Origin of the sequence: Oceanibaculum sp. (assembly GCF_022449305.1) — a bacterium.
GTDB lineage: Bacteria > Pseudomonadota > Alphaproteobacteria > Oceanibaculales > Oceanibaculaceae > Oceanibaculum > Oceanibaculum indicum.
Genome location: NZ_JAKUSO010000004.1, coordinates 41633 through 56984 on the forward strand (window position 1 = coordinate 41633; position 15352 = coordinate 56984).

General features: G+C 65.2%; 19 protein-coding genes. 12 read left to right on the forward strand and 7 right to left on the reverse strand.

The window, feature by feature from the left end; all coding sequences use genetic code 11:
* Nucleotides 1-3 precede the first annotated feature (3 nt).
* From hisH to MK313_RS02685, 7 genes are read left to right on the forward strand one after another with little or no spacing between them, the layout of a single operon-like run.
* Entirely contained in the window at nt 4-660 is a 657-nt protein-coding gene (hisH, locus tag MK313_RS02655; protein ID WP_287780006.1) for an imidazole glycerol phosphate synthase subunit HisH, read from the forward strand.
* The gene (locus MK313_RS02660) at nt 657-1223 is read left to right on the forward strand and encodes a GNAT family N-acetyltransferase (RefSeq protein ID WP_121221391.1); all 567 of its coding nucleotides are present in this window, start codon (nt 657-659) and stop codon (nt 1221-1223) included. The genes hisH and MK313_RS02660 overlap by 4 nt, the downstream gene beginning before the upstream one ends.
* The gene (gene hisA, locus MK313_RS02665) at nt 1220-1957 is read left to right on the forward strand and encodes a 1-(5-phosphoribosyl)-5-[(5-phosphoribosylamino)methylideneamino]imidazole-4-carboxamide isomerase (protein ID WP_287780007.1); all 738 of its coding nucleotides are present in this window, start codon (nt 1220-1222) and stop codon (nt 1955-1957) included. Before MK313_RS02660 ends, hisA begins: the two co-directional genes overlap by 4 nt.
* A gap of 1 nt (nt 1958) precedes the next feature.
* Nucleotides 1959-2735 carry an imidazole glycerol phosphate synthase subunit HisF gene (gene hisF / locus MK313_RS02670; protein WP_287780008.1) on the forward strand — a complete coding sequence of 259 codons (777 nt, stop codon included), beginning with the start codon at nt 1959-1961 and terminating at the stop codon, nt 2733-2735.
* Entirely contained in the window at nt 2732-3052 is a 321-nt protein-coding gene (locus MK313_RS02675; RefSeq protein WP_287780009.1) for a phosphoribosyl-ATP diphosphatase, read from the forward strand. The genes hisF and MK313_RS02675 overlap by 4 nt, the downstream gene beginning before the upstream one ends.
* Nucleotides 3053-3063: 11 nt before the next feature.
* Nucleotides 3064-3432, forward strand: coding sequence for a histidine triad nucleotide-binding protein (locus MK313_RS02680; protein WP_008943134.1), 369 nt, complete (start codon nt 3064-3066; stop codon nt 3430-3432).
* A 5-nt stretch (nt 3433-3437) separates the two neighbouring features.
* A complete protein-coding gene (locus MK313_RS02685) occupies nt 3438-3863 on the forward strand; it encodes a VOC family protein (RefSeq protein ID WP_287780010.1) in 426 nt (141 codons plus the stop codon).
* A gap of 15 nt (nt 3864-3878) precedes the next feature.
* Here MK313_RS02685 and ppa read toward each other — a convergent pair whose 3' ends face one another.
* The 3 genes from ppa to MK313_RS02700 form a co-directional block, all read right to left on the reverse strand.
* Nucleotides 3879-4412: an inorganic diphosphatase gene (gene ppa, locus MK313_RS02690; protein ID WP_121221399.1), complete on the reverse strand. Its 534-nt coding sequence runs from the start codon at nt 4410-4412 to the stop codon at nt 3879-3881.
* 109 nt (nt 4413-4521) lie between these two features.
* Nucleotides 4522-5853, reverse strand: coding sequence for an AmpG family muropeptide MFS transporter (locus MK313_RS02695; protein WP_008943131.1), 1332 nt, complete (start codon nt 5851-5853; stop codon nt 4522-4524).
* Nucleotides 5850-6845 carry an adenosine kinase gene (locus MK313_RS02700; RefSeq protein WP_287780011.1) on the reverse strand — a complete coding sequence of 332 codons (996 nt, stop codon included), beginning with the start codon at nt 6843-6845 and terminating at the stop codon, nt 5850-5852. The genes MK313_RS02695 and MK313_RS02700 overlap by 4 nt, the downstream gene beginning before the upstream one ends.
* A 29-nt stretch (nt 6846-6874) precedes the next feature.
* Between MK313_RS02700 and MK313_RS02705 the strand changes: the two genes are divergently transcribed.
* The 3 genes from MK313_RS02705 to MK313_RS02715 all read left to right on the forward strand — a co-directional run bounded on the left by MK313_RS02705 (nt 6875) and on the right by MK313_RS02715 (nt 9025).
* Entirely contained in the window at nt 6875-7705 is an 831-nt protein-coding gene (locus tag MK313_RS02705) for an EI24 domain-containing protein (protein WP_287780012.1), read from the forward strand.
* A 175-nt stretch (nt 7706-7880) separates the two neighbouring features.
* Nucleotides 7881-8372 carry a bactofilin family protein gene (locus MK313_RS02710; protein WP_287780013.1) on the forward strand — a complete coding sequence of 164 codons (492 nt, stop codon included), beginning with the start codon at nt 7881-7883 and terminating at the stop codon, nt 8370-8372.
* 35 nt (nt 8373-8407) lie between these two features.
* Nucleotides 8408-9025, forward strand: a complete 618-nt coding sequence (locus MK313_RS02715; RefSeq protein WP_156816140.1) for a hypothetical protein — start codon at nt 8408-8410, stop codon at nt 9023-9025.
* A 7-nt stretch (nt 9026-9032) separates the two neighbouring features.
* On the opposite strand, the gene nth is transcribed toward MK313_RS02715, so the two are convergent.
* Nucleotides 9033-9680, reverse strand: coding sequence for an endonuclease III (gene nth, locus MK313_RS02720; protein ID WP_008943126.1), 648 nt, complete (start codon nt 9678-9680; stop codon nt 9033-9035).
* A gap of 111 nt (nt 9681-9791) precedes the next feature.
* On the opposite strand from nth, the gene MK313_RS02725 reads away from it, so the two are divergent.
* Complete coding sequence (locus MK313_RS02725) at nt 9792-10304, forward strand: DUF2244 domain-containing protein (protein ID WP_008943125.1); 513 nt, start codon at nt 9792-9794, stop codon at nt 10302-10304.
* Here MK313_RS02725 and dapB read toward each other — a convergent pair.
* Nucleotides 10294-11097, reverse strand: a complete 804-nt coding sequence (dapB, locus tag MK313_RS02730) for a 4-hydroxy-tetrahydrodipicolinate reductase (protein ID WP_287780086.1) — start codon at nt 11095-11097, stop codon at nt 10294-10296. The two genes, MK313_RS02725 and dapB, sit on opposite strands and share 11 nt — an antisense overlap.
* Before the next feature lie 234 nt (nt 11098-11331).
* On the opposite strand from dapB, the gene MK313_RS02735 reads away from it, so the two are divergent.
* Nucleotides 11332-11868, forward strand: a complete 537-nt coding sequence (locus tag MK313_RS02735) for a PadR family transcriptional regulator (RefSeq protein ID WP_287780014.1) — start codon at nt 11332-11334, stop codon at nt 11866-11868.
* A 204-nt stretch (nt 11869-12072) separates the two neighbouring features.
* Here the strand turns inward: MK313_RS02735 and dnaJ are convergent, their stop codons facing one another.
* Complete coding sequence (gene dnaJ, locus MK313_RS02740) at nt 12073-13215, reverse strand: molecular chaperone DnaJ (protein ID WP_287780015.1); 1143 nt, start codon at nt 13213-13215, stop codon at nt 12073-12075.
* A 116-nt stretch (nt 13216-13331) separates the two neighbouring features.
* A complete protein-coding gene (gene dnaK, locus MK313_RS02745) occupies nt 13332-15272 on the reverse strand; it encodes a molecular chaperone DnaK (protein ID WP_287780016.1) in 1941 nt (646 codons plus the stop codon).
* Between the last annotated feature and the right edge of the window lie 80 nt (nt 15273-15352).

Sequence of the window (15352 nt, forward strand, 5' to 3'; positions counted from 1 at the left end):
GCGATGACAGGGAAGAAGCGGGCCGTCATCATCGATTACGGCTCCGGCAACCTCCGTTCGGCCGCCAAGGCCTTCGAGCGTTCGGCGCGCGACAATGGCATCGAGGCCGAGGTGATTGTGACTGCCGAGGCGGCGGCGCTGGCCGGCGCCAGCCACATCGTGCTGCCCGGCGTCGGTGCCTTCGCCGACTGCAAGCGCGGGCTGGCGGCGGTGCCGGGCATGATCGAGGTGCTGGAAGCGCAGGTGATAAGGGGCGGCAAGCCGTTCCTCGGCATCTGTGTCGGCATGCAGCTGATGGCGGATCGTGGCCTGGAATTCGAGACTAGCCAGGGGCTGGGCTGGATTCCCGGCGACGTGGTGGCGCTGACACCGTCGGACAAGACGCTGAAGGTGCCGCATATGGGTTGGAACGAACTGCAGTTGGCTGACACGGAGCATCCGGTGCTGGCCGGCATCAGCTCCGGCGACCATGCCTATTTCGTGCATTCCTACCATCTGGCCGCGTCCGACCCCGCGCAGGTCCTGGCGACCGTCGATTATGGCGGGCCGGTCACGGCCATCGTCGGCCGGGACAATCTGGTCGGCACCCAGTTCCACCCGGAAAAGAGCCAGGAGGCGGGCTTGCGGCTGATCGCCAATTTCCTGGGCTGGACGCCATGACGGAAATCGCGGTCAGGGTATCGGCCGAGCGGCTGGAGGAATTCTCGGGCAGTGACCTTGAGGATCTGTGCGACGCCACCGAGGGCGCCATCCTGGATGGCGGCGGCTTCGGCTGGGTGACCCCGCCGGCCCGCCATGTGCTGGAGGCCTATTGGCGCGGCGTGCTGCTGGTGCCCGAACGGCACCTGTTCGTTGGCCGGCTGGACGGCACCATCGCGGCGGCGGCGCAGACCCTGCGCCCGGCCCGCAACAATGAGGCGCAGGCCTTCGCGCTGCAGCTTACCGGGCATTTCGTGGCTCCCTGGGCGCGCGGCCACGGGCTGGCGCGGGCCATCGTCGTGGCCGCCGAGCAGGCGGCGCGGGCCTGGGGCTTCCGCAGCATCAACCTGGATGTGCGCGACAGCCAGTCGGCGGCAATCAAGCTTTACGAATCGCTGGGCTATGTGCGCTGGGGCACGCATCCCTATTATGCCCGGGTGGAGGGCGACATCGTCGCCGGCCACTTCTATTACAAGAACCTCAGCGAGACAGAAGCGCCGAAGCAGGAGATACCGCTGTCATGATCCTCTACCCCGCCATCGATCTGAAGGGCGGCCAGTGCGTCCGCCTGCTGCATGGCGAGATGGACAAGGCCACTGTGTTCAGTGACAACCCGGGTGCGCAGGCCGCCAAGTTCCAGGCCGCTGGCTGCCGCTGGCTGCATGTGGTCGATCTGGACGGTGCCTTCGCCGGCAAGGCGGTGAACGAGGCGGCGGTGCGCTCCATCCTCGGTGCCGTCACCGTGCCGGTGCAGCTCGGCGGCGGCATCCGCGACCATGCCGGCATCGAGCGCTGGCTGGACGCCGGCATCTCCCGCGTGATCCTGGGCACGGCGGCGCTGCGCGACCCGCAGCTCGTCATCGATGCCTGCAAGGCGCATCCGGGCAAGATCGCGGTTGGCATCGACGCACGCGGCGGCATGGTGGCTGTGGAGGGCTGGGCCGAGACCTCGGATGTTACCGCGCTCGACCTCGCGCGCCGCTTCGAGGATGCCGGCGTCGCTGCCATCATCTATACCGATATCGACCGCGACGGTGCCTTGAGCGGCGTGAATGTGCAGGCAACCGCCGACCTCGCCCGCGCCATCTCGATCCCGGTCATCGCCTCGGGCGGGGTCGCCTCACTGGACGATCTGCGCGGGCTGATGGCCGTGGCGGAGTCCGGGATCGAAGGCGTGATCAGCGGCCGCGCGCTCTATGACGGGCGCATCGACCTCGCGCAGGCGATTGCCGTTCTCGATGGGAAGGAGGCCGCCTGACATGCTGAAGACCCGCATCATCCCCTGCCTCGACGTGAAGGACGGGCGCGTCGTGAAGGGCGTGAACTTCGTCGATCTGCGCGATGCCGGCGACCCGGTCGAGCAGGCCCGGCTCTATGACCGCGAGGGTGCCGACGAGCTGTGCTTCCTCGACATCACCGCCTCGTCCGACAATCGCGGCATCATCCTCGACGTGGTGTCCCGCACCGCCGAGCAGTGCTTCATGCCACTGACCGTTGGCGGCGGCGTGCGCACGCTCGACGATATCCGCCGGTTGCTGCTGGCCGGTGCGGACAAGGTGTCGATCAACACGGCGGCGGTGAAGGACCCGGATTTCGTGCGTCAGGCGGCGGAGAAGTTCGGCAGCCAGTGCATCACCGTGGCGGTGGACGCCAAGCGCGCGGGCGACGGCTTCGAGGTGTTCACCCATGGCGGCCGCAATGCGACGGGCATCGAGGCGGTCGGCTGGGCGCGGCGCATGATGGAGTATGGCGCCGGCGAAATCCTGCTGACCTCGATGGACCGCGACGGCACCAAGCAGGGCTTCGACCTGCCGCTGACCCGCGCCATCGCGGATGCCATTACCATCCCGGTCATCGCCTCCGGCGGGGTCGGCAATCTGAAGCATCTGATCGAGGGCGTGACCGAGGGTCATGCCTCGGCGGTGCTGGCTGCCTCGATCTTCCATTTCGGCGAATACCGGATCTCCGAGGTGAAGGCGGCGATGGACGCCGCCGGTATTCCCGTCAGGCTGACCCCGGAAAGGCAGGCGGCATGAGCCAGAGCACGCTAGACGATCTGTTCCGTATCCTGGAATCGCGCAAGGACGCAGACCCTGCCGTCAGCTATACGGCGAAGCTGTTGGGCGACCGCAAGAAGATCGCCAAGAAGCTGGGCGAGGAAGGCGTCGAGGCCGCGCTGGAAGTGCTGCAGGGCGACCGCGACAAGCTGGTCTCCGAAAGTGCCGATGTGCTCTATCATCTGCTCGTCGCCTGGGTGGCGCTGGGTATCCAGCCGGAAGAGGTCTGGCAGGCGCTGGAGGCACGCATGGGGCGCTCCGGCATCGACGAGAAGAAGTCGCGCAAGGCGGAATAAGGGGGAAGCTGATGGCCTATGATCCGAACAACATCTTCGCCCGCATCCTGCGCGGCGAGATTCCCTGCAAGAAGATTGCCGAGGACGAGCACACGCTCGCCTTCCACGACATCAACCCGCAAGCGCCGGTGCACGCGCTGGTGATTCCGAAGGGAGCCTATGTCTCCTTCGACGATTTCTCGGAAAAGGCATCGGACGCGGAAATCGCGGCGCTGACGCGCATGGTCGGCAAGGTGGCGCGCGATCTGGGCTGCGCAGCGGATGGCTACCGTATCCTCTCTAACATCGGCCAGCATGGCCATCAGGAGGTGCCGCACCTCCATATCCATGTGTTCGGTGGCGCCTCGCTTGGCCGCATGATCAACAAGGTGACGGCATAGCGGCGATGGAACAGCGGCTCAGCCTGATCACGCTGGGTGTGGCCGATATCGCCCGCAGCCGGGCCTTCTATGAGGGGCTGGGCTGGACGGCATCGGGCATCGGCGATGGCGAAGTCGCGTTCTTCCAGTGCGGCGGCATGATCTTCAGCCTGTTCGGCCGAATCGACCTTGCGAAGGATGCGGGCGTATCCGCCGAGGGCGCCGGCTTTCGCGGCATCGCGCTGGCCTATAACAGCCGCAGCCGGGAAGAGGTGGACCGGGTGCTGGCGGAAATGGTTGCGGCGGGGGCAGCGCTGGTGAAGCCGGCGGCCGAGGCCCCCTGGGGCGGCTATTCCGGCTATGCCGCCGATCCTGACGGCCATCTGTGGGAAATCGCCTGGAATCCCGGCTTCCCCATCGCGGCGGATGGCAGCGTCAGCCTCCCCGGCTGACGCCGATCCTTCTGCTTACTTTGCGGCCTTGGCGCGCTCGATGGCAGCGGTGATCATGTCGCGGGCCTGTTCGGCCTCGCCCCAGCCATTCACCCGCACCCACTTGTTCGGCTCAAGGTCCTTGTAGTGGGTGAAGAAGTGCTCGATCTGGTGCAGCAGCACCTCGCGCACATCCTTGTAGCTGGCAATGTTGTTGTAATAGGGATGCAGGTCGTCCACGGGGACGGCCAGAATCTTCTCGTCCGGCCCCTTCTCGTCTTCCATCATCATGACGCCGACCGGACGCGAGCGCATGACGGAGCCCGGCACCACCGGCACATTGCCCAGCACCAGCACATCGACCGGATCGCCATCCTCGGACAAGGTGTGCGGTACGAAGCCGTAATTGGCCGGGTAATACATGGCGGTGTGCAGGAAACGGTCGACGAACATCGCGCCCGACTCCTTGTCCACCTCGTACTTCACGGGTGCGCCGCCCAGTGGAATCTCGACGATGACGTTCACGTCGTAAGGCGGGTTCTTGCCGATCGCAATCTTGCTGATGTCCATATTGGTCTCGCTGGCTGAATAGACTTCAGGCCTCAGGGGCCGGAGTTTGCGCGCATCCTACGCATTTGTTGCGGCGCAGCAAGTGCCGTCTGGGGATTCCAGCGAAAATTCAGTCCGCCGCGCTGTCCTGCCGCACCGGGCCGGCGCGGGTGCTGGCCGGCAGGGCGCGCATAAGCCAGAGTAGCATCAGCAGGCCGGGCAGCGCGGCCGCCGCCGACAGCAGGAAGAAGGCGACCCAGTCCATGTGATCGGCCAGCCAGCCGCCCGAGGAGGCGAGCAGCGTGCGCGCAAAGGCCATCAGTGAACTCAGCAGCGCATATTGCGTCGCCGTATAGGCGACGTTGCACAGGCTGGAGAGGTAGGCGACGAAGGCTGCCGTGCCCATGCCGCCGGTCAGATTCTCCAGCCCGATGGTCACGGTCAGCAGCGCCAGGTCATAGCCGGCCATCGCCTGTACCGCGAACATCAGGTTGGAGGCCATCTGCAGCACGCCGCAGACCAGCAGGCTTTTCAGCAAGCCGAGCCTGGCCACCATGATGCCGCCGATCAGCCCGCCGGCCAGCGTCGCCACCAGGCCGAACAGTTTGGAGATGTTGGCGATCTCGATTTTGGAGAAGCCCATCTCGATATAGAACGGGTTGGCCATCACCCCGGCCAGCGCATCGCCGAACTTGTAGAGCACGATGAACAGCAGGATGCCGAGCCAGACCGGCCTGCGCATGAAATCGGCGAAGGGGGCGACGACCGCGCCATGCAGCCAGGCGCCGAGGCCCGGCTTGCCGTCTGCTGCCAGCTGGCCATCCGCCGGTTCCGGACTCAGCAGGATGGCAAGGCTGCCGGTCAGGGCGAGGACCGCCATGATGGCGTAGGTCGCGAACCAGCCATGGAAGGCCGCGAGATAGAGCGACCCGGCACCAGCCACCAGCATGCCCATGCGGTAGCCGAACACCAGGATGCCGGCACCCGCACCTTGCTGGCGGGCCTCCAGGCTTTCCACGCGGAAGGCGTCGATCACAATATCCTGGCTGGCAGAGAAGAAGGCGACCAGCAGCGCGAAGATCGCGGTCTGGCCGGCATCCACGGCGGGGTCGCTGGCGCCGAGGCCGAGGATCGCCAGCACAAGGCCGGCCTGACAGGCCAGCATCCAGCCGCGCCGCCGGCCGAACAGCCGGGTCAGCCCCGGGATCGGCAGCCGGTCAATCAGCGGCGCCCAGACGAACTTGAAGGTATAGGGCGCGCCGACCAGGGCGAACAGCCCGATGGCGGTCTTCGACACGCCGGCCTCGGCCAGCCAGACCGTCAGGGTGGACAGCGTCAGCAGCAGCGGCAGGCCGCTGGCGAAGCCCAGGAAGAACTGGGTGAGGACTGGCCGTTCCAGATAGATTCTGGACTCGGCCAGCCAGCCCTTCAGGCTATGGACGAAACGGGCGTTTGCGCTCACCCATGCACCTTGTCCGCCACCAGCTCTGCCAGGGAGCGTTCCGGCCGGGCGCCGAAATGCGAGATCACCTCGGCGGCGGCCAGCGCCCCCAGCGACCCGCAGACCGCGACCGGCATGCCGCGCGTCAGCCCGTAAAGAAAGCCGCTGGCATAGAGGTCGCCAGCGCCGGTGGTGTCCACCACCGCCTCGACCGGCTCGGCGTCCAGCACATGCACCTCATTGGCGGTGACGATGACCGCCCCCTTCTCGCTGCGGGTGAGCGCGGCTACCTCGACCTTGCCGCGGATCGCCTGCATCGCATCGTCGAAGCTGGCGACCTCGAACAGCGCCTTGATCTCAACCTCGTTGGCGAACAGCACATCGACATGCTTTTCCACCAGCGCGCGGAATTCGCGGCGATGGCGTTCCACGCAGAAGGCGTCGGACAGTGACAGCGCCACCTTGCGGCCAGCGGCATGTGCCGCATTCGCTGCCTTCAGGAAGGCGGCCTTGGCCTGCGGCGGGTCCCACAGATAGCCTTCGAGGTAGGTATAGGCTGAGGCGGCAACGAGATCGGTGTCCACATCCTCAGGCGTCAGCTCGACGCAGGCGCCAAGGAAAGTGTTCATGGTGCGCTGCGCGTCAGGCGTCACCAGGATCAAGCAGCGCGCGGTCGGCGGGCCATCGCTGGCGGCGGCGGTCTCGAAGCTGACGCCGGCCGCCTTCATGTCGTGGCGGAAGATGTTCCCCAGCGTGTCGTTGCGCACCTTGCCGATGAAGGCCGCCCGCCCGCCCAGCGAGGCGATGCCGTGCAGCGTGTTGGCCGCCGACCCGCCGGACATTTCCATGCCCGGCCCCATCTGGCCATAGAGACGTTCCGCCCGTTCCGCATCGATCAGACGCATCGCGCCCTTATCGAGCCCATGCGCCTCCAGGAAGGCATCGTCGGTGCGGCTGAGCACATCCACGATGGCATTGCCGATGCCGAGAACGTCGAAGCGTGTGTCTGTCATCACTATATCTTCCCGGCGCAGTGCCAAGCTTGCGGAATCACGATCAATGGCGTGGCAGTATAACCGCCGCGCTGCCGGCAACAAGCGGCGCTTGCCGTTACGCCTTGTATTTCCGATCTCTAGCCCATTCTTCCCGTTTCGAAAGCCACCCGATGATTGATGCACTTGTGAAAGCCCTCAGGCAATTCTCCGATCCGCGGTTGCGCGGCGTGGTCTGGCTGGGTATCGGCGCGGCCGCGCTGGTGTTCGCCCTGCTGTTCTGGGGAATCGGCTGGCTGCTGTCCGGCGTCAGCCTCACGGATCTCGGCCTGTCGCCGGAAACCGCGTCGCCCTTCGAATATCCCTTCCGCCTGCTGGTCGATGTGCTGGGCGGGCTGGCGGTGCTGGGGCTGACCTGGCTGCTGTTCCCCGTGGTGGCGACGGCGGTAACCGGAATTTTCCTGGAACGCGTCGCAGTCGCCGTGGAGGGCCGCCACTATCCGGGCCTGCCGGCGGCGCGGGAGCAAGGCATCGGCGAAGCAGTGGGCATGGCGGCGCGGTTCCTTGCCCTGTCGCTTTTGCTCAATCTTCTGGCCCTGCCGGTCTATCTGCTTTTTCCCGCCGTGAATTTTTTGCTTTTTTATTTACTGAACGGCTATTTGATCGGCCGCGAGTATTTCGAGATGGCGGCTTTGCGGCGGCTGGACCCGGCGGAGGCTGCCGCGTTGCGGAAACGGTATGGTGGCCGGATCGTGACTTTCGGGGCGCTGTTCGCCTTCCTCATGACGATTCCCCTGGTGAATCTGGCGGCACCTGTTTTCGCAACCGCAGCGATGATTCATCTATTCGAGGGCTTGCGGCGCCAAGCAAATCCGGCATAATTTCGAAGCCATAATGTTCGGCTTGCTGCAGCCGCACGGAAACGATTAATAGTTTATTTACATGTTTGGGCGCAAAAAAGTATCTCCTGAAGTAATCGCCACGCAGAATGCGGTTTCGGGCCAGCCCGAAAAAGCGGGGGAGCCGGCGGGTGCCGAGGGAAAACGGGGGAGCACCATGTCAACGATCAAGCCGAGTTCGCCGAGTTTCGTACCGGAATTGCCGCGCCGCAGCCTGGATATTCCGGGTGCCGGGCGCCGTGGCGAGGGCGCCGTGCGCAGCAACGTATCGGACAGCCGCCGTCTGACCGTCGGCCGGGAGATCGTGCTGAGCGGCGACATCACCGCCTGTGAGGTGCTGGTGGTGGAAGGTCGCGTGGATGCGAAGCTGAAGAACTGCCAGGCCATCGAGATCACGCCGTCGGGCGTGTTCAAGGGCGAAGCAGAAATCGAGGAGGCCGATATCAGTGGCAGCTTCGAGGGGGTTCTCACGGTGCGGGGCCGGCTGACCGTCCGCAATGGCGGGCGCATTCAGGGCACGGTGCGCTATGGCCAGCTGGAAGTTGAAGCTGGCGGCGAGATCAATGGCGATCTGCAATCCGCCACACCGGCCAAGGCAGAAGCCAAGGCCGCGGCCAAGGCGGAAGACCGGCCGACCGCCACTCCGTAAAGCGGGCTGGCGGCGGGGCCCATGAAATAAGGCCCATGAGTAAAGACGTGCGGGATTCTGGCAGGGACGGCATGGAGATGACGGGCAGGCATATCGGGCAGGACAGGCGGACGGGCCGTTGCAGCGGCCTGCAGCCGGCTCTTCTGTCAGCGCCGGCGATGCTCTCGGCCCTGGTCGTTTCGCTGCTGCTGTCCGCTTGTGCGACCGATGCGCCTTCCGGTCCATCGCTTGCTGCCGCGCCGTTACAGGCTGCGGGATCGAAGGGCGCCGATGCCTCTGCCAGCTCCGTGAAGCCTGGCCTTGCGGCGGGGCTGTCGGGCGGGCTGGCCGGATTGCTGCCGGAGCCGCCCCGGCCGGACAATATGTCCCTGGCGCCGCAGGCAGCCGCCCCCGCGCCCGACCTCGTCGGCATGACGGCGCAGCAGCTGGGCGGCCTGCTTGGCCAGCCGCGCTATCTGCGGCGGGAAGCGCCGGCGCAAGTCTGGCAATATACCGACCGCCGCTGCATCCTCGACATCTTCCTGTATCCCGAGCATGGCGAATACCGTGTCGTGCATGTGGAGACACGCGATCCGCGCAGCCTGTCGGCGCTAAATGTCGGCTCCTGCCTGAACGGTCTGGCTGTGCTGCCCGCCTCGTTGCGCGGCAGCTGAGTCGGGCTTAACGCAGCGCCGGGTCCGGCGTCTTTTCCTTGAATTTGCAGAATTCCGAGACGATGCAGCGCCAGCAATCCGGCTTGCGCGCCTTGCAGATATAGCGCCCGTGCAGGATCAGCCAGTGATGCGCATGGCGCAGGTAGGGCTTGGGAATACGCTTCTCCAGCGCCAGTTCAACCGCCAGCGGCGTCTTGCCGGGAGCAAGGCCGGTGCGGTTCGAGACCCGGAACAGATGCGTGTCCACGGCGATGGTCGGCTGTCCGAAGGCGATGTTCAGCACCACATTCGCCGTCTTGCGGCCAACGCCGGGCAACGCCTCCAGCGCCAGGCGGTCGGCCGGCACCTCGCCGCCATGCCGCTCGATCAGCAGGCGGCTCATCTCGATGACGTTCTTCGCCTTGGAATTGAACAGGCCGATGGTCTTGATGTGCTGCTTCAGCCCGTCCTCGCCCAGCGCCAGCATCTTCTCAGGCGTATCGGCGATGGGGAACAGCTTCTCGGTCGCTTTGTTCACTGACACGTCGGTCGCCTGCGCCGACAGCGCGACAGCCACCAGCAGCGTATAGGGGTTCACATAGTTCAGCTCGCCCACCGGCTCCGGGTTGGCGTTCTGGAGCCGGGTAAAAAACCCTTCGATGTCAGCCTTGGTCATGCGTGCCATGGAGGATTTTCTAGCTGCCCGGCCGGCCGCGGGCAAGCGGGCTGCTGAGGGACCTTAACGGGCAGGCTTTACGCAATGGCTGCGCAATCCTAATTTGATGCCATGGAGATCGCGGAAACTCTTGAGGCCGCCGCGCCGCGCCGTCCTTATCTCGATGTGACGCTGACGCCGCATCGCAGCCTGCCGCCTGCCGGCTTCTACCTTCTGATGGGGATGGTCGGCGGCGTGTCGCTGACCATGGGGATTATGTTCCTGATCGTCGGCGCCTGGCCGGTTTTCGGCTTTCTGGGGCTCGATGTCGCGCTGCTCTATTTCGCCTTCAGAATGAATTACCGCGCGGCACTGGCCCGGGAGACTGTCCGGCTGGACGAGACGGAACTGGCGGTGCAGCGCTTCAGCCCGGCGGGCCATGTCCGGCGCTGGAGCTTCCAGCCCTACTGGTTGAAGGTGCTGCATGAGGCGGCCAGCGAATATCCGGTCCCGCTGGTGCTGGCGAGCCATGGAAGGCGGCTGGAGATCGCCAGCTTCCTGAGCCAGCCGGAAAAGACGGAACTCGCCGAGGCGCTACGAGAGGCGCTGGCGCGCAGCCGTGCGCCGGACCTTCCTACGAGTTAAGCCCCAGCACGTCATCCATGCCGTAGAGGCCGGGGGCGCGGCCCTTCGTCCAGAGGGCAGCGCGCAGCGCGCCATCGGCATAGATCGTGCGGTTGCTGGCCTTGTGGGTCAGCTCGATCCGTTCGCCCTCGGCGGCGAACACCACCGTATGGTCGCCGACCACATCGCCGCCCCGCAGCACGGCGAAGCCGATATCGCCAGGCTTGCGCGGACCGGTATGGCCGTCGCGGGCGCGCTGCTGCACCTCGGCAAGCCCGACGCCCCGCCCGGTCGCCGCCGCCTCGCCCAGTCCCAGTGCCGTGCCGGACGGGGCATCCACCTTGCGGCGGTGATGCATCTCGACGATTTCGATATCGTAACTATTGTCCAGGACAGCGGCGATCTGGCGCGTCAGCGCGAACATCAGATTCACGCCAATGCTCATATTCGGGGCGAAAACCAGCGGGATCTTCGCGGCATGAATCGCCAGCACCGCTCGGTCCGCCTCCGACAGGCCGGTGGTGCCGATCACCAGCGCGGTGCCATGGCGGGCAGCCAGCTCGGCATGCGCCAGGCTGGCGGCCGGCGCGGTGAAATCGATGATCGTTTCGGCTGCAGCGAACAGCGTCTCGGCATCCTCGGTGATCGGCACCTGCAACGCCTCGATACCCGCGACCAGACCGGCATCCTTGCCGATCTGCGGCGTGCCGGGCCGGTCGGTGGCGCCCGCAAGCTGGGTCTTGTCCGAGCGCGCCACGGCCTGGATCAGCATGCGGCCCATGACGCCGCCCGCACCGACGATTCCGATCTTCATGGTGGCCATTTCGCATCCTCCTGCCCGGTAGCGCCTTGCCCAGCGCCGGTTATAGCCGGTTTTCCGGTGGATTACCAAGCGGCACTTCCGCCCTTTGGCGGCATCGCGGTGCCTGCCGGCGCTTGACGGAGCGGCACTCCGTCATTTCGGGCTATCCAGTGAAATCGGGACATGTTATTTGAAATATATACTAAAATCTTTCCGATATACTGACCAGAAACGCAGGATCCCGGTATGATCGACATTCGTTGCCTCTGTCTCGGCGTGCTCAGTCTTGGCGATGCCACCGGTTACGAGATCAGAAAGCGGCTGAAGGACAGTTTCGGGCCCTATCAGGGCATGAGCTACGGCGCATTGTACCCGGCACTGGCGAAATTGCTGGCTGCCGGGGAGGTCGAAAGCCTGGATGGCGACCGGGTATCGGCACTCGACAAGCGCACTTACCGCCTGACCGAAAAAGGGCGGGAATCCCTGCATTCCAGCCTGATTCGGGCGAAGGGGCAGGAGCAGACACGCTCCGAGTTCCTGGCTGCCATGTTCTTCGCCGACATGCTGGATCGCGACACACTGGACCGGCTGGTGGATGAAAGACTGGCGGAATTGCGCGGCGTGCTGGCGCATTTCCAGACCTATCGCGGTAGTCCGCCGACCGAAGGGCAACGTTTCGTCGGCCGCTTCGGGCAGGTGATGGCGCGCGCCGCGATCGACTTCCTGCAGGGCGAGGGCCGCGCCATCGTGAACGCCATCGAGCGTGACCGCAAGACGCGCTAGGCTGGTTGAAACGCCGGGAAAGGGCCTCGTTTCTCGGTATTACTTCTATTGAAATCAATATATTAACCTGCACTACGGCTGAGACGGCAGTGGCGTCGCCGGAAGCTGAAACAGAGACTTCGGAAGGCCACTCTCGGCGCATAAAAAAGCCGGGGAGCAGCAGCGCTACTCCCCGGCGATACCTCTCCGCTGTGGCGGGATTGGCTAGTCCCGCAGGTCCTCCCACAGCTCCTTCACCTTGGCGAAGAAGCCGGCTGATTCCGGGCTGGTCTTGTCGCGGTTGCCGGTCTCCTCGAACTGCTTCAGCAGCTCCTTCTGCTGCTTGGTCAGGTTCACCGGGGTCTCGACAGTAACTTCAATATACAGATCGCCGTGCAGATTGCTGTTCAGCACGGTCATGCCCTTGCCGCGCAGGCGGAACTGATGGCCGTTCTGGGTGCCCTCGGGCACGCTGACCTTCACCCGCTTGCCTTCCAGAGTCGGCACCTCGATGGAGCCGCCCAGCGTCGCCCTCGTCATCGGGATCGGCACACGGCAATGGATGTCCGCCCCGTCGCGCTGGAAGAAGCGGTGCGGCGCGATGGTCAGGAAGATATAGAGATCGCCACTGGCGGCTCCGCGCAGCCCGGCCTCGCCCTCGCCGGACAGGCGGATGCGCGTGCCTTCCTCGACGCCGGCGGGGATGGAGACGGACAGCGCCTTTTCGCGCTGCTGGCGCCCGCTGCCACCGCAGGAACGGCACGGCTTCTCGATCACCTTGCCAGCCCCGCCGCAGGTCGGGCAGCTGCGCTCGATGGTGAAGAAGCCCTGCTGCGCACGCACCTTGCCGGCGCCGCCGCAGGTGCCGCAGGTAACCGGCTGGGAATCGGCCTCCGCCCCGCTGCCATGGCAAGTATCGCAGGCCACGGAGGTCGGGATGCGGAGGTCTTTGGTGGCGCCGGCGAAGGCGTCCTCCAGGGTGATCTCCAGATTGAGCCTGAGGTCGGCGCCGCGGCCGCGCTGGCCGCCACGACCACGCTGGCCGCCCATGAACTCGCCGAACATCTCGTCGAAGATATCGGCAAAGCCGCCGCCGAAATCGAAGCCGCCGGCGCGGCCATTGCCGCGCGGACCGCCGCCATTCTCGAAGGCGGCGTGTCCGAAGCGGTCATAGGCAGCCCGCTTCTCGTCATCCTTCAGAACGTCATAGGCCTCGTTCACTTCCTTGAACTTGGCCTCGGCTTCCGGATCGTCCGGGTTACGGTCCGGATGATACTGCATGGCGAGCTTTCGATAGGCCCGCTTCAGCGCTTCCTTGTCGGCGCCCTTATCGGCGCCGAGAGTCTCGTAATAGTCCCGCTTCGCCATGATTCAGCGGCCCCTGGACTGGCGATAAGAAGACGCCATGTTCCCCGGGGTGCTGACCCCGGAGGACATGGGCATTTCGATAGCGTAACGGAATGTGCCGTTCGCGGTCATCGGTTTCAGGCCGACTTCTTGCGGTCCTCGTCGTCCACTTCCTCGAAGTCGGCATCGACGACCTTGTCATCGCCCTTGGCCGTAGTGTCGCCGCCAGCGGCATCGCCGCCGGACGCACCGCCATCGCCAGCGCCACCATCCTGCTGGGCCTTGTACATGGCCTCACCCAGCTTCATGGCGGACTGCGCCAGCTTCTCGGTCTTCTCCTTGATGACCGCGGCGTCGTCGCCGCCCATGACTTCCTTCAGCGCGGCGATGTCGGCCTCGATCGCCGACTTCTCCTCGGCGCCGATATGGCTGCCATGCTCGGCCAGGTTCTTTTCGGTCGTGTGCACCAGCGACTCGGCATGGTTGCGGGCTTCCACGGCTTCGCGCCGCTTCTTGTCCTCGGCGGCGTTTGCCTCGGCATCCTTCACCATCTGCTCGATATCGGCGTCGGACAGACCGCCCGAGGCCTGGATGCGGATGGCCTGCTCCTTGTTGGTCGCCTTGTCCTTGGCCGAGACATTCACGATGCCGTTGGCGTCGATGTCGAAGGTGACCTCGATCTGCGGAATGCCGCGCGGCGCCGTCGGAATGCCGACCAGGTCGAACTGGCCCAGCATCTTGTTGTCCGCTGCCATCTCGCGCTCGCCCTGGAATACGCGGATGGTCACCGCAGTCTGGTTGTCCTCGGCGGTCGAGAAGACCTGGCTCTTCTTCGTCGGGATCGTGGTGTTGCGGTCGATCAGGCGGGTGAACACGCCGCCAAGCGTCTCGATGCCCAGCGACAGCGGGGTCACGTCGAGCAGCAGGACGTCCTTCACCTCGCCTTTCAGCACGGCGCCCTGGATGGCGGCACCGACGGCGACCACCTCGTCCGGGTTCACGCCGCGATGCGGCTCACGACCGAAGAAGTTCTTCACCGTCTCCAGGATCTTCGGCATGCGGGTCATGCCGCCGACCATGATGACCTCGTCCACCTCGCCGGCGGAGATGCCGGCATCTTTCAGCGCCGCCTTGCAGGGCTCGATGGTGCGCTTCACCAGATCATCGACCAGCGCTTCCAGCTTGGCGCGGGACAGCTTCATGGTCAGATGCTTCGGGCCCGACTGGTCGGCGGTGATGAAGGGCAGGTTGATCTCGGTTTCGGTCGTGCTGGACAGCTCGATCTTCGCCTTCTCGGCGGCTTCCTTCAGCCGCTGCAGCGCCATCTTGTCGCCGCGCAGGTCGATGCCGGATTCCTTCTTAAACTCGTCGGCCAGGTACTGGATGACCCGGCTGTCGAAATCCTCGCCACCCAGGAAGGTGTCGCCGTTGGTGGACTTCACCTCGAACACGCCGTCGCCGATCTCCAGGATCGACACGTCGAAGGTGCCGCCGCCAAGGTCATAGACCGCGACGATGCCGCTGCCCTTCTTCTCCAGACCATAGGCCAGCGCGGCGGCGGTCGGTTCGTTGATGATGCGCAGCACTTCCAGCCCGGCGATCTTGCCGGCGTCCTTGGTGGCCTGGCGCTGGGCGTCGTTGAAATAGGCCGGCACGGTGATGACCGCCTGGGTGACCTTCTCGCCCAGATGGTTCTCCGCGGTTTCCTTCATCTTCTGCAGGATGAAGGCGCTGACCTCGCTCGGGCTATACTTCTTGTCACGGCTTTCGACCCAGGCATCGCCATTGTCCGCCTTCACGATCTTGTAGGGGACGAGGCCCTTGTCCTTCTCCACCATCGGGTCGTCGATCCGGCGGCCGACAAGGCGCTTGATCGCGAACAGGGTGTTTTCCGGATTGGTCACGGCCTGGCGCTTCGCCGGCAGGCCGACAAGGCGCTCGCCGCTCTCGGTGAAGGCGACCATCGACGGCGTGGTGCGCATACCTTCCGCGTTCTCGATGACGCGGGCATTGCCGCCTTCCATCACGGCGACGCAGGAATTGGTCGTACCAAGGTCAATGCCGATAACTTTGGACATGCTCTATTTCCTTTCTTCAGCAGGGCTCACTCGGCCCGTCAAGGCACCGGTCGGAGCCCCCTATTGGGATGGGGTTAAGC

Excerpts from the sequence above, each read along its gene's own strand:
- hisH (WP_287780006.1), top strand. The coding sequence starts at position 4 with ATGACAGGGAAGAAGCGGGCCGTCATCATCGATTACGGCTCCGGCAAC.
- MK313_RS02660 (WP_121221391.1), top strand. The coding sequence starts at position 657 with ATGACGGAAATCGCGGTCAGGGTATCGGCCGAGCGGCTGGAGGAATTC.
- hisA (WP_287780007.1), top strand. The coding sequence starts at position 1,220 with ATGATCCTCTACCCCGCCATCGATCTGAAGGGCGGCCAGTGCGTCCGC.
- hisF (WP_287780008.1), top strand. The coding sequence starts at position 1,959 with ATGCTGAAGACCCGCATCATCCCCTGCCTCGACGTGAAGGACGGGCGC.
- MK313_RS02675 (WP_287780009.1), top strand. The coding sequence starts at position 2,732 with ATGAGCCAGAGCACGCTAGACGATCTGTTCCGTATCCTGGAATCGCGC.
- MK313_RS02680 (WP_008943134.1), top strand. The coding sequence starts at position 3,064 with ATGGCCTATGATCCGAACAACATCTTCGCCCGCATCCTGCGCGGCGAG.
- MK313_RS02685 (WP_287780010.1), top strand. The coding sequence starts at position 3,438 with ATGGAACAGCGGCTCAGCCTGATCACGCTGGGTGTGGCCGATATCGCC.
- ppa (WP_121221399.1), bottom strand. The coding sequence starts at position 4,412 with ATGGACATCAGCAAGATTGCGATCGGCAAGAACCCGCCTTACGACGTG.
- MK313_RS02700 (WP_287780011.1), bottom strand. The coding sequence starts at position 6,845 with ATGACAGACACACGCTTCGACGTTCTCGGCATCGGCAATGCCATCGTG.
- MK313_RS02710 (WP_287780013.1), top strand. The coding sequence starts at position 7,881 with ATGTCAACGATCAAGCCGAGTTCGCCGAGTTTCGTACCGGAATTGCCG.
- MK313_RS02715 (WP_156816140.1), top strand. The coding sequence starts at position 8,408 with ATGAGTAAAGACGTGCGGGATTCTGGCAGGGACGGCATGGAGATGACG.
- nth (WP_008943126.1), bottom strand. The coding sequence starts at position 9,680 with ATGACCAAGGCTGACATCGAAGGGTTTTTTACCCGGCTCCAGAACGCC.
- MK313_RS02725 (WP_008943125.1), top strand. The coding sequence starts at position 9,792 with ATGGAGATCGCGGAAACTCTTGAGGCCGCCGCGCCGCGCCGTCCTTAT.
- dapB (WP_287780086.1), bottom strand. The coding sequence starts at position 11,097 with ATGAAGATCGGAATCGTCGGTGCGGGCGGCGTCATGGGCCGCATGCTG.
- MK313_RS02735 (WP_287780014.1), top strand. The coding sequence starts at position 11,332 with ATGATCGACATTCGTTGCCTCTGTCTCGGCGTGCTCAGTCTTGGCGAT.
- dnaJ (WP_287780015.1), bottom strand. The coding sequence starts at position 13,215 with ATGGCGAAGCGGGACTATTACGAGACTCTCGGCGCCGATAAGGGCGCC.
- dnaK (WP_287780016.1), bottom strand. The coding sequence starts at position 15,272 with ATGTCCAAAGTTATCGGCATTGACCTTGGTACGACCAATTCCTGCGTC.